Below are 12,857 nucleotides of genomic sequence, written 5' to 3' on the forward strand. Positions count from 1 at the left end.
TCCCGTCTAGACTCTTGTCATATCGAACTGCGCCTTCTGGCCGGTGCCGTAGCGCCGCAGCGCGCCCTCTTCGCCGACCGCGTTGGGGCGCTGGAAGATCCAGTTCTGCCACGCGGTCAAACGCGCAAAGATTTTCGATTCCATGGTCTCGGGGCCGACGAAGCGCAGGTTCGCTTCCATGCCGGTAAGGCCGTCGGGGGAGAAGCTGGTGCGCTCCTCCAGGAACACGCGCACCTCGTCGTCCCAGTCGATGTCGTCGAGCGCGAAGGTGACGAGGCCGAGCCCTTCGGCCTCTTCCGCATCGAGCGCCTTGCCGATCGCGCCACGCGCCCGCTCAAGATCGGATGGGTCGGCCTGGAAGCGTGATTGCAGACGGGTCAGCCCGTGGCTCATCGGATAGGGCCCAAAATTCATCGCGGTGAGCTGGATCGCGGGCGGCGGACGGTTGTCGCCCTCGCGCGAGCCGATCAGCATGTAGGAGCGATCGGCGGCGAACACGAGTTCGGCGAGCGTGCCGACGAAGCAGGAGCCGGGCTCGACCAGCGTCACCAGCGTGCGCGAGGTGACGTCGATGCGCTTTAGCACGCGCTTCCAAATGTGCCTGATCTCGTTGACCAGCCAATGGGACTTGTTGGCCTCGAGGAAATCGTCATAGGCGACGACATGAGCGGGATCGCCGTGGCTCTTGAATACCAGCATCGCGATCCCGAGTTCGTTGATGCGCAGATGCAGGATCGCGTCATCGAGCTCGCGCGCGACCTGCAGCGGCCAGAACGCCGCTCCTTGCGCGATCAGACCGTCGATATCGGACGGCGGCGCGGCCTCCGGCGCCTGGATCGAGATCGTGGCGATGCGTGCGGCGCGGTCGATATCGACGCTGACGAAACCATAGCGGATGCTGTTCTCGTCGATCACGCGGTTGAGGGGCGAGAGCGCAATGCCCTTGCCGCTGCCGTTGCGCGTCGACTTGGCGGCGAATTCCTTGACGCGGTCGGCGAGCTTGCCTTCCAGCTTGCTGTTCGGCGCGATCTCGTCGACGAGGCGCCACTGCACGGCGCGCTTGCCCTTGATGCCTTCCTCGATGGTGCAGAAGAAGTCGGCATGGTCGCGGCGCACCTTGCGCTTGTCGACGACACGCGTCAGCCCGCCGGTGCCCGGCAGCACCGCGAGCAGCGGCACTTCCGGCAGCGCCACGGCGGCCGCGCCGTCGTCGGCGAGGATGATGTGGTCGGTCGCCAGCGCAAGCTCGTAGCCGCCGCCGGCCGCGGTGCCGTTGACGACGGTGATGAAGCGCTGGCCGGAATTCTCCGAGGAGTCCTCGATCCCGTTGCGGGTCTCGTTGGTGAATTTGCAGAAATTGACCTTGTGCGCGTGCGTCGAGCCCGCGAGCATGCGGATGTTGGCGCCGGCGCAGAACACGCGGTTCTTGCCCGAGCGCATCACCACGACCTTCACATCGGGATGCTCGAAGCGCAGCCGCTGCACGGCGTCGGCGAGTTCGATGTCAACGCCGAGGTCGTAGGAATTGAGCTTGAGCTGGTAGCCTTCGAACAGGCCAGCATTCTCGTCGACGTCCATGGTCAGGGTTGCGACCTCGCCGTCGACATCGAGTTTCCAATGCCGGTACCGGGACGGGTCGGTCTGAAAATCGATGTATTTCGCGCCGTTCGCGAGCACGCGATCCTCACCGGCCATGAGCCACCCTTGTGCGTTATTGGTTATCTGATCATGCACAATAATGCATGTTTTGAAATTGGTCCAGTCAAGAACGCGAGAACATGCACTTTGTTTCATGTTCCGGCACTCGGCCAATGGCCTAGGCCGCTTGCGGCTGGTCAGTCCGCAACGCCGCCTCGGCGAAATCCGCGATTGCGTTGAGCGTTGCCTCCGGCGCCTCGCGGTGCGGCGAATGTCCCGCGCCCGGAATGACCGTGACATCGACCGGGCAGTAGCACTCTTCCTTGGCGATCTCGGCCTGGCGCAGCGTCCCGTACTGGTCGGCCCCGCCCTGCAGGATCGCGATGGGTACGCGGACATAGGCGAGGTATTCGGAAATATCCCAGTCCCGGAATTTCGAATCGAGCCAGGCGCCGCTCCAGCCGTAGAAGGCGTTGTCGACATCCTTGTGCCAGCGCGCCAGCTTCTCCTTCAAGTTCGTACTCTCGTACATCGTCTTGATCTCCGCGATCGACTTCACCGAGATGTCCTCGACGATGAAATGCGGCGCGATCAATGCGATGCCCTGCAGGCGATGGTCCTGGTGCGAGCCGGCGTAGATCGCCGCGATCGACGCACCATCGGAATGCCCGACCAGAAGCCCGCGGCGGAAGCCAATGGCATCCAACAGCTTCGGCAGCACCTCCTGCGCCTCGGTGTGCATATAGTCGAGCGGCCGCGGCAGCTTCACCGGGCTCGAGGCGCCATAGCCGGCGCGCGAATAGGCGAACACGCCGCCGCCGGTCGCTGCCTGCAGCTTCTCGGGAAAGTCACCCCACAGTCCGACCGAGCCCAGGCCTTCATGCAGCATCACGATGGTTGGTGCTGCGTCAGGAGCCGGACCGATCATGCGGTATTCGAGATCGGAGCCGTTGATGCGAAGGAAGCCGGACGGAGAAAGAGTCATGTTGCTCCTCTTGTGTCTCTCGTCATGCCCGGGCTTGTCCCGGGCATCCACGTCCTTTTGCCAAGTGGCGAGACGTGGATGGCCGGGTCAAGCCCGGCCATGACGACTAGTGTTCCCGCAGCTTGAAGCGCTGGATCTTGCCTGTCGCGGTCTTGGGCAAGCTCTCGACCACCTCGATCCAGCGCGGATATTTCCACGGGCCGATCTTCTGCTTGACGTACTCCTTCAGCGTCTCGTGCAAGCCATCGGTGTTCGCGTCCGCGCGCAGCACCACAAAGGCCTTCGGCTTGAGCAATCCTTCCGGATCGGCTTCCGGCACGACGGCGGCTTCCAGCACCGCGGGATGGGTGATCAGCGCGCTCTCGACCTCGAAAGGCGAGACCCAGATGCCGGAGACCTTGAACATGTCGTCGCTGCGGCCGCAGAAGGTGTAACGGCCCTCGGCATCGCGGATATATTTGTCGCCGGTGCGGGTCCAGTGACCTTCGAAGGTCTGCCGACTCTTGCTGCGCTGATTCCAGTAGCCTTCGCCGGCAGAGGGCGCATCGACCAAGAGTTCGCCGACTTCGCCATCCGGCACGTCGGCGCCCGACTCATTGACGAGGCGCACCCTGTAGCCGGGGACCGGACGGCCGGACGAGCCGTATTTGATGTCGCCGGGCGCATTCGACAGGAAGATGTGCAAGAGCTCGGTCGAGCCGACGCCGTCAAGGATATCGACGCCGAAACGCGCCTTCCAGGCATTGCCAACGGATTCCGGCAGCGCCTCGCCGGCGGAGGTGCAGATGCGCAGCCGCTTCCCCGCGGGCATCGTCTTCGACGCTTCATCGTGCAGCATCGACGCGAACAGCGTCGGCACGCCGTAGAAGATGGTCGGGTGATATTTGTTCATCAGCGCGAACATCACCGCAGGCGTCGGCCGCTCCGAGTTGAGGATGGTGGTGGCGCCGACCGACATCGGGAAGGTGAGCGCGTTGCCGAGACCGTAAGCAAAGAACAGCTTTGCCGCCGAGAGCCCGACGTCGTTCTCCTGGATGCCGAGCACCTGCCTGGCGTAGGTCTCGGCCGTCGCGGCGAGATTGGAATGCAGGTGGCGCACGCCCTTGGGCATGCCGGTCGATCCTGACGAATAGAGCCAGAACGCCGGCTCGTCCGGATGGGTCGCGGCGGTTGTGAAGTCATCGCCCTCGCGCGCCAGTTCGTCGGAAAACGTCTTGTGGCCGTGCGCATCCTTGCCGGAGACCACAACATGCTCGAGGTCAGGCATCCGCCCGACGATGTCCTTCACCATCGGCAGCAGCGCTTCGGAGATGAACAGCACCCGCGCGCGGCAGTCGGCGAGCACATAGGCATATTGATCCGCGGTGAGCAGCGTATTCAGCGGCACCGGCACCACACCGGCGCGGATCGCGCCCAAGAACACGATCGGGAAATCGACCGTGTCGAGCATGATCATCGCCACCCGCTCCTCGCGGCGGACGCCGAGACGGCGCAGCAGGTTGGCAAGGCGACGCGTCTGTCGCTGCAGCTCGCCATAGGTGAGTTGCGAGACGGTGTCGTCGAAGACGAGCTTGTCGCCGCGGCCCTCGTCGACATTGCGGTCCAACAGCCAAGTCACCGCGTTGTAGGAGGTGCCGCTCATGCCCTGCTCCGTACGCCCACGCGCGCCACGACGTCTCTCCCCAGATTTTAAGAATTATAATTCATAGAAAGCCACTGGAGCGGCTTGCTGTCAATCCTCGTCGGCACTATCCTTCCTGCGACTCCTTTGCGGGGGGACATGACAGACCAAGGCGATCCCGAAACCGATTTCCTAGAACAGCTCGGCCAGCGCGTGCGCACGATGCGCGCGCTGCGCGGCATGTCGCGGAAAGTGCTCGCCAAGGTTTCGGGAATTTCGGAGCGCTATATCGCGCAGCTCGAAAGCGGCAAGGGCAATGTCTCGATCGTGCTGCTGCGCCGGGTGTCGCACGCGATGGGCGCGCATCTGCAAGACCTGATCCCTTCCGCTGAGCCGGCGCCGGACTGGGCCGTGATCCGCGACCTCCTGCGCAAGGCGACGCCGGAGCAGATCGCGCACGCCAAGGACATCCTCGCCGGCGGCAGCGCATCCACGCCGCGGCGCTCCTCGTTCTCTGGCATCGCGCTGATCGGGCTGCGCGGCGCCGGCAAGTCCACGCTCGGCAGGATGCTGGCGAAGCGGATCGGCTGGAGCTTTGTCGAACTCAACAAGGAGGTCGAGCGCGAGAACGGCCTCTCCGTCGCCGAGATCATCGCGCTTTACGGCCAGGAAGGTTTCCGGCGCATGGAGCAGGCCGCGCTGAAGCAATTGCTGGCGCGGAACGAACTGATGGTGCTCGCCACCGGCGGCGGCATCGTCTCCGAGCCGTTGACCTTCGACCTGATCCTGTCGTCGTTCTACACGATCTGGCTGAAGGCCGAGCCGGAGGAACACATGGCGCGGGTGCGCCGGCAAGGTGATCTGCGGCCGATGGCCGACGATCGCTCGGCGATGGCCGAGCTGCGCAACATCCTGCTCAGCCGCGAGCCGCTTTATTCCCGTGCATCGGCCGTGGTCGATACGGCCGGCCTTTCCGTCGATGCCGCAGCCGCGCGGCTGATCGAAGCAGTGACGCCGGTGCTACAGAACCAGGCGCGCAGTTTTGGATTGCGCAGCGTGGCGATGTAGTTACGCCAACCACGCAACTCCCCGTCGTCCCGGGCTTGACCCGGGACCCATAACCACAGGCCTTTGTTGTATGCTCCGCTGCAACTGCTTGCTCGCGCCACAACCTCTCCCTGTGGTTATGGGTCCCCGCCTTCGCGGGGACGACAGTCGTAGAATGGAAAGAGCGAAGCGCAACCCGGGCTACACGCTTCAGAGCAACCTGCCTTTCACATCCTCCGCTCCCTCGCGCAGCAGCGGCAGGAATCGCTCGATCAACTCTTCCGTCGGCACGCGGTCGACATGGGCGCCCATGTTGATGGCGGCAACAATAGTGTCGTCGTAGCGGCGCACCGGCACCGAGATCGAGCGGAAATGTGGCTCGGCTTCGCGGTCGACCAGTGAATAGCCCTTTTGCCGATCGGCGATGATGGCGGCGAGCAGCCGCTTCGGGTCGGTCACCGTCTGCGGCGTCAGCGCCTCGCGGCGCATTGCCTTCAACCGCATTGCCAGTTCTTCATCACGGAGCCGGCCGAGCATGGCGCGGCCGACCGAGGTGCAGAAGGCCGGCAGGCGGTAGCCGATATCGAGACCGCTGGAGAACATCCGCGCCGGGCTGCCGCGCGCGACGAACACCACCTCGTCGCCATCGAGCAAGGCCAGCGAACTGATCTCCTGCGCCGCACTCGCGATACAATCGAGCACCGGCTGCAGCACCGCGATCACCTGGTTCGAGCGCAGGTACGATCCTGCGAGCGTCAGCACATGCGCCGTGAGCGTGAACAGCTTGCCATCCGTTGCGACGAACCCGCCGCGCTCCAGCGTGAACAGGATGCGCCGCGCGGTGGCGCGCGGCAGGTCGGCGGCACGCGCCAGGTCGCTCAGCGTCGCAGGGCCGGTGATGGTGCCGAAGATCTGGAGCAGCCGCAGCCCACGGTCGAGGCTTTCGACGAAATCGGTGGCGCGCTCCTCGCGATCTTCACGCTTCAGCTTCGGCATAGGCCCGCCCCTGGCGGCGCGGATCAAAAATTAGGCTTGCCGCCGTATTGAGCCATGGCATAATTCGCCCATTCGTTCAATAGGCGAACAAATCCAGATACCCGGGAAGGAACGCCGCCATGATGAGCCAGGAGCAGAACGACCTGATCACCCGCACCGGGCCAAAGGATCCGTGCGGGAAATTGATGCGGATGTACTGGCAGCCGGCGGCGCTGGTGGACGAACTCGAGGGGGCGCGGCCGGTACGCCCCGTCAGGCTGCTTGGCGAAAATCTCGTACTGTTTCGTGACGAGCAGGGCCGCTACGGCCTGATTGAGCGCCATTGCGCACATCGCGGCGCCGACCTCGCCTTCGGCCGGCTCGAACATGGCGGCCTGCGCTGCGCCTTCCACGGCTGGCTGTTCGACGTCACCGGTCAATGCCTGGAGACGCCGGCCGAGCCGAAGAACTCGCAGCTCTGCAAAGGCATCCGGCAGCGCTCCTATCCCGTGGTCGAGAAGAGCGGCATCCTCTGGGCTTATCTCGGCGAAGGTACCCCGCCGGCCTTTCCGGAGATCGACTGCTTCGTGGCGCCCGGCAGCCACACCTTCGCCTTCAAGGGCCACATGAACTGCAACTGGCTGCAGGCGCTCGAAGTCGGCATCGATCCCTCGCACGCCTCCTACCTGCACCGCTTCTTCGAGGACGAGGACACCTCGACCGCATATGGCAAGCAGTTCCGCGGCGCGTCCGCGGGATCCGAGATGCCGATGACCAGGATCCTGCGCGAATATGACCGGCCCATCATCAATGTCGAGCACACCGAATATGGCCTGCGGCTGATCGCGCTGCGCGAACTGGATGAAGCGCGCACCCATGTGCGGGTGACCAACCAGCTCTTCCCGCACGGCTTCGTCATTCCGATGAGCACGGAGATGACGATCACGCAGTGGCACGTGCCTGTCGATGACGAGAACTGCTACTGGTACGCGATCTTCACCAGCTACACGGCGCCGGTCGACAAGAAGAAGATGCGCGACCAGCGGCTCGAACTTTACGAGCTGCCCGACTACACGTCGCGGAAGAACAGGTCGAACGATTACGGCTTCGATCCGCACGAGCAGATGACGGCGACCTATACCGGCATGGGCAACGACATCAACGTCCACGACCAATGGGCGGTGGAATCGATGGGCCCGATCCAGGATCGCACCAAGGAGCATCTCGGCCAAAGCGACAAGGCGATCGTGCAGTATCGCCGGCTGTTGCGGCAGGAGATCGAAAAGGTGTCCGGCGGCGAGAAGCCGATGCTGTTCCTGGATGAGGCGTCGTCCCGCAGCATCCAGGGCCCCGCGACCATGGACGGCATTGGGCCGACCCAAGGTTGGGAGCTCTACTGGATGGAAGTCGACGTGAAGCGGCGCCGCGGCGCGCCGTGGGCTGCGCCGGTGCCGAGCGAGATCGCCGGCAAGGTGCGGCATCTCTCGGCGGCCGAGTGATGCTGCTTTCCCCGTCATTGCGAGCGAAGCGAAGCAATCCATCCATCCACACGCGCGGAGGCAATGGATTGCTTCGCTGCGCTCGCAATGACGATCAATGCAAAGGAACAGCGCGTTGAGCTTTGTCCAGCGTCACGGCCTGTGGTCGGATGAGCAAAAGGCGGCGGCGGCGCGCGTCCGCCGCATCGTCGAAGAGAAGAACCTCGAAGTTGTCAGGCTGTCGTTTCCGGACCAGCATGGCATCCTGCGCGGGAAGACGCTGATCGCAACCGAGGCGGTGCGCGCGCTGGAAAACGGCTGCTCCATCACCACGACCATGCTGGCGAAGGACACTTCGCACAAGACGGTGTTTCCCGTATTCACCGCCGGCGGCGGCTTCGGCATGAAGGAGATGGAAGGCGCCGCCGACGTGTTGATGGTGGCCGACCCCACTACGTTCCGGATACTGCCATGGGCGCCCACGACGGGCTGGCTGCTCTGCGACATCTATTTCAATGACGGCCGGCCGGTGCCGTTCGCGACGCGCAATCTCTATCGCAGGGTGCTCGAGCAGCTCGGCGCGCGCGGCTATGACTTCGTTGCCGGCCTGGAGGTCGAATTCCACCTCTTCAAGCTCGACGACGCGCATATGGCGCCGGAGCATTCCGGTCAGCCGGGCCGGCCGCCCTCGGTGAGCCTGCTCTCGCACGGCTATCAGTATTTGACCGAGCAGCGCTACGACCAGATGGAGCCGGCGCTCGAGATCATCCGCCGCGACGTCCTCGCGCTTGGCCTGCCGCTGCGCTCGGTCGAGGTCGAGTTTGGCCCGAGCCAGTGCGAATTCACGTTCCAGCCGACCGCAGGCATCGAGCCCGCCGACACCATGGTGCTGTTCCGCGCCGCCGTGAAACAGATCGCGCGGCGGCATGGTTACCACGCGACCTTCATGTGCCGGCCGAAGCTGCCGAACGTGTTTGCGTCGGGCTGGCACCTGCATCAGTCGCTGGTGTCGCGCACAAGCGGCGAGAATGCACTCATGGCGAGGGAGCCCGACCAGGCCTTGAGCCCGTTCGGGTCCTGCTATCTCGCCGGGCTGTTGCAGCATGCCCGCGCCTCCACCGTGTTCACGACGCCGACCATCAACGGCTACAAGCGCTACCGCTCCTACTCATTGGCGCCGGACCGCGCGATCTGGGGCCGTGACAATCGCGGCGTCATGATCCGCGTGCTCGGCGGCACGGGCGATCCCGCGACGCGGCTGGAGAACCGGATCGGGGAGCCGGCCGCCAATCCCTATCTCTACATGGCCTCGCAGATCCTGTCGGGGCTGGACGGCATCGACCGCAAGCTCGATCCGGGGCCATCGGCCGACACTCCGTACGAAACCAAGGCGGCGCTATTGCCAAAGAGCCTGCGTGAGGCGGTGTTCGCACTGAGCGACGATCCGTTTTTCCGCCAGGCGCTCGGCGCGGAGTTCGTCGATTACTACGTGCATATCAAGAACGCCGAGATCGAGCGTTTCCAGGCCGAAGTGTCCGACTGGGAGCATCGCGAATATTTCGAGATGTTCTGAGGGGACGGACGCCGCGAACAAGGACAGTAGACCTCACCAAATGACGGCGATATTCCTCACACGCGCGTGAATCGATTTCGTGCATTGTCGCCCGACGAAATCCACTATGGCGGCAACGAAACCATTTTGCCAAGCCACGAAAATCTCCTGAAAGAATAAGGGGTCAACCTACCCCTCCATGATCAACAGCGGAGTTCGATCATGTTGGCATATTTCTTTAACATCATTTACCGCTTTGCCTGCCGCGCCAGCCTTGCGCAAATGGGACGGCACCATCTGGGCCGCTGACATCAAAGCATTTATGTACGCCTGTCCGGCATATCAGACCACGGCGTTTTGCTTGATGACCTCACGGTAGAATGAAGCGCTCAATTTCGGGGTACGGCGTTGCGTCTTGAAGTCGACGTGGTAGAGCCCGAACCTTTTCTGATAGCCATCCGCCCATTCAAAATTATCGATCAGGCTCCAGTGGAAGTACCCGGCCACGGGCACTCCCTGTGACGTCGCGCGCTGGAGCTGCTGCAAATAATTGCGCAGATACATCACCCGATCGAGGTCGTAGACGTTGCCGTCCGCTGCAGGTTGGTCCGACGACGACGTCCCGTTCTCGGTGATATAGATCGACCGCACGCCCCACAGCTTTGCCGCGTGACGCGGCGCCCAATACATCGCCTCGGGGCCGAACCGGAGCCAATCCGCATCCATGTGCGGGAACGATGCGGGAAACGGCGCCAAGGCGAAGCCGCGTTCGTTGTCGGCCGCCAGCACGTAATGGTCGGGCTTGTAGATGTTCAGCCCCAAGAAATCGATCGGCGACGAGATGATGCGGAGATCTTCGGTCGTGTATTTTGGGGCGTCCTTTCCGGCCGGAGCCAGAAAGCCGTCGATGTACTGCCCTTCGAGCATCACGGTCAGATAGCCGCCGTTGAGTTCACGTGTCGCGATTTCTGCGGCGCGCACATGCGCGGGAGTGTCGATCGCCGGTATGCAGACGACCAGGTTCTCCGCGGGCCCGACCTTCGTCCCCGGCCGCCCACGCGCGCGGATCGCCTGCACCGACAGGCCATGTCCGAGCGCAACGTTGTGACAGACCTGATTCAACTCGGCTTGCGGCAGTTTCAAACCAGGGGCGTCGATCCCAAGGCCGTGGCCGAGATGAACGAGCCTCGAACATTCGTTGATGGTGAAGATGTGGCTGACGCGATCGGTCAGGCGCTCGGCGACATAGGCCGCGTAATCCGCAAAGGCCTTCGCGGTGTCGCGCGACATCCAGCCGCCGAAGCGGTCCTGCAATGCCTGGGGCAGATCCCAATGATAGAGCGTGGCGAACGGCTCGATGCCGTTCGCCAGGAGTTCGTCAATCAGCCGGTCGTAAAAGTCGAGGCCCTTCGGATTTGGCGTGCCTGCCCCCTCCGGGAAGACGCGCGGCCACGCGATCGAGAAACGATACGCCGTGGCTCCCAGCGCCTTCATCAATTGGACGTCGTCGCGGTACAGGCGATAGTGATCATCGGCGACATCCGCATTGCTGTGATCGAAGATGGTCCCGGGCGTGTGAGCAAAGCCGTCCCAGATCGCCGGCCCGCGGCCGTCTTCGTTGACGGCTCCTTCGATCTGATAGGCCGAGGTCGCCGTGCCCCATCGGAAATCGGCCGGAAAGCCGGCCAGCGAATTTTCACCGGCGGCTCTGCCCCCCTGCGGCTTGCCGGCATCGGCCGGATAGGCCGGCGCGGCCGACAATCCGAGCGCTGCCGCTCCGGCGAGCGTTGCGAAATGACGCCGTGAAAGTCCATCCAGCGACATCGATGTACTCCAGAAATTCACCGCTCGCGCGACGACCACAGCGCGGCGCCAAGCAGGACAAACGCGGCCGCGGTCCATAGCGACTGCCAGTTTTGAATGCCTTCATTCAGCAGGATGAAGACCGCGGCCGCCGCGAACAGCCCCGCGAATACCGACTCAGACCTTGCGCTGACCTCTGGCTTTCGACGGTTCAGCAGCGCCACCACCAGGATCGGCACCGCCGCCATGGTCAAGCTGGCAAATGGGAAGTCGCGCGACCGCGGGTCGAACATGAAGCCCAGTGCGCTTTCCGCTGCGACCATGGCAGTGAGGAGGAGCACAGCGCCGTGAAGCAGTGCCGGCAGGGATCGTGTTCGCATCTCGCGCGGTCCGATCAATTCCGCAAACGCCGGGAGTGCGCGGCCCGACATCAAGGCGTTCATGCACAGGAGCGGCAGAGCCGTTGCCGCGATCAAGAACGAGCCTTGCCGCATCAACCCGGCAAGGCCGTAGCTTTCGTGGAGCGCATTCTCGACGCTGATACCGAGCAGGATTCCGCCGACGGTGGCGGATGCCGACACCGCAAGCCACCGCGACAATGCCGTTGGCGCAGCCGAGCGCAGGCGCGCCAACAACGCCGTGACGAACATGGCGATGCTGAAAGCTAGGCCAGCGCCGAGCTGCAGCTTCCAGAACGGATAGTTGCTGACGGCAGCTCCGGGTGAATATTTCAGCCGGCGGCTTTCTCCATCGAGCCAGCCCCAATGAGCGCCCACCGTCCCTTCCCACTGGCGCTTCCATGGCTCGTCATACGCTTCGAACAAATTGATACGAACGTTCTCCCGACTGGCCTTGTCGAGCAGCTCGAAGGTGAAGCGCGCCTGATTGATGCGCGATGGCAGCGCACCGTCGCGCATGCGTCCTCGGCTCGGCCAGCCGGCCTCGCCGATGAAGATCTCCTTTCCGGGAAATGCCAGCGCGACCTTGTTGCGTGCGTCGAGCACATGCTGGGGCGCTTCCTCGGCGCGAGGCGGAACGTCTTCCCAATAGGGCAGGACGTGGATCGTCACGAAATCGACGTCATGGCCGAGCTCCGGGTAGCGCAGCCAGAAGTCCCAGGTGTCGGCGTAGCTCACGGGAACGCTGACGCGGCCTTTGGTGGAGCGGATGGCCTCGCGAAGGCCCGCCTCGGGCAGTTCACCACGGAGCAGCACCTCGTTGCCGACGATGACGGCGGTCACCACATCGGTGAACTGGTTGGCCAGCGACACCGCGGATTCGATGAGGCTGGCATTCTTCAGACGATCGCGTCCTATCCAGACGCCGAGGATCACCTTCAGCCCGACCTTTGACGCGAGCTCGGGCACCTTGTCCAGGCCGTTCTCCACCGAGTAGATGCGGATGCAGGTGCTGATCTTGGCAAGATCGGCGATATCTTCCGCGATCTGGTCCGGGCTGATGACGGCGGAGGAATTCCACGGCGTCTGGTGGCCGCGAAATGGCGCATAGGAAACACAATCCAGCTTTTTCGCGAGATCGACGGGCGCATGTCCCAATGGGACCGGCGTTGCCAGCCAGCACCAAACCGCGACAATGATGCACATGGACAGTAGGAACAGCCATAGCGGCGCGGCAACCCTAAGCGGCGATCTTATGGCGGCGCCACCGGGCAACCGGCTCGCACGATTGGGGCTTGATCCGGCGGGAACATCGAGCTGCATCAGTTGAGCGCTCCGGGCTGCGTCCGAACCGACGATC

At 63.7% G+C, this 12,857-nt stretch carries 9 protein-coding genes; 3 read left to right on the forward strand and 6 right to left on the reverse strand.

The genetic code is table 11. The annotated features are described in order from the left end of the window. Positions 1 to 6: 6 nt before the first annotated feature. From boxC to AC5ZGW_RS08640, 3 genes are all read right to left on the reverse strand, one after another. The gene (boxC, locus tag AC5ZGW_RS08630) at positions 7 to 1,695 is read right to left on the reverse strand and encodes a 2,3-epoxybenzoyl-CoA dihydrolase (protein ID WP_130229149.1); all 1,689 of its coding nucleotides are present in this window, start codon (positions 1,693 to 1,695) and stop codon (positions 7 to 9) included. Positions 1,696 to 1,816: 121 nt separating this feature from the next. Further along, complete coding sequence (locus AC5ZGW_RS08635) at positions 1,817 to 2,623, reverse strand: alpha/beta fold hydrolase (protein ID WP_130229150.1); 807 nt, start codon at positions 2,621 to 2,623, stop codon at positions 1,817 to 1,819. 106 nt (positions 2,624 to 2,729) lie between these two features. Continuing rightward, complete coding sequence (locus AC5ZGW_RS08640; protein ID WP_130229151.1) at positions 2,730 to 4,265, reverse strand: benzoate-CoA ligase family protein; 1,536 nt, start codon at positions 4,263 to 4,265, stop codon at positions 2,730 to 2,732. Between the two features lie 138 nt (positions 4,266 to 4,403). Between AC5ZGW_RS08640 and AC5ZGW_RS08645 the strand changes: the two genes are divergently transcribed. Continuing rightward, positions 4,404 to 5,312 (forward strand): helix-turn-helix transcriptional regulator, encoded by a 909-nt coding sequence (locus AC5ZGW_RS08645; RefSeq protein WP_130229152.1) that lies wholly within the window; start codon positions 4,404 to 4,406, stop codon positions 5,310 to 5,312. Between the two features lie 189 nt (positions 5,313 to 5,501). Here the strand turns inward: AC5ZGW_RS08645 and AC5ZGW_RS08650 are convergent, their stop codons facing one another. After that, on the reverse strand, positions 5,502 to 6,287 hold the full coding sequence (locus AC5ZGW_RS08650) for an IclR family transcriptional regulator domain-containing protein (RefSeq protein ID WP_130229153.1): 786 nt from the start codon (positions 6,285 to 6,287) through the stop codon (positions 5,502 to 5,504). Positions 6,288 to 6,406: 119 nt separating this feature from the next. Between AC5ZGW_RS08650 and AC5ZGW_RS08655 the strand changes: the two genes are divergently transcribed. Then, a complete protein-coding gene (locus AC5ZGW_RS08655; protein ID WP_130229154.1) occupies positions 6,407 to 7,765 on the forward strand; it encodes an aromatic ring-hydroxylating dioxygenase subunit alpha in 1,359 nt (452 codons plus the stop codon). A 115-nt stretch (positions 7,766 to 7,880) separates the two neighbouring features. Continuing rightward, positions 7,881 to 9,317 carry a glutamine synthetase family protein gene (locus AC5ZGW_RS08660; protein WP_130229155.1) on the forward strand — a complete coding sequence of 479 codons (1,437 nt, stop codon included), beginning with the start codon at positions 7,881 to 7,883 and terminating at the stop codon, positions 9,315 to 9,317. A gap of 321 nt (positions 9,318 to 9,638) precedes the next feature. Here the strand turns inward: AC5ZGW_RS08660 and AC5ZGW_RS08665 are convergent, their stop codons facing one another. Then, on the reverse strand, positions 9,639 to 11,120 hold the full coding sequence (locus AC5ZGW_RS08665; RefSeq protein WP_130229156.1) for a GH1 family beta-glucosidase: 1,482 nt from the start codon (positions 11,118 to 11,120) through the stop codon (positions 9,639 to 9,641). A gap of 17 nt (positions 11,121 to 11,137) precedes the next feature. Next, positions 11,138 to 12,820 carry a glycoside hydrolase family 17 protein gene (locus AC5ZGW_RS08670; RefSeq protein ID WP_245475007.1) on the reverse strand — a complete coding sequence of 561 codons (1,683 nt, stop codon included), beginning with the start codon at positions 12,818 to 12,820 and terminating at the stop codon, positions 11,138 to 11,140. Positions 12,821 to 12,857 lie beyond the last annotated feature (37 nt).

Source organism: Bradyrhizobium sp. Crot121 (genome assembly GCF_059512385.1).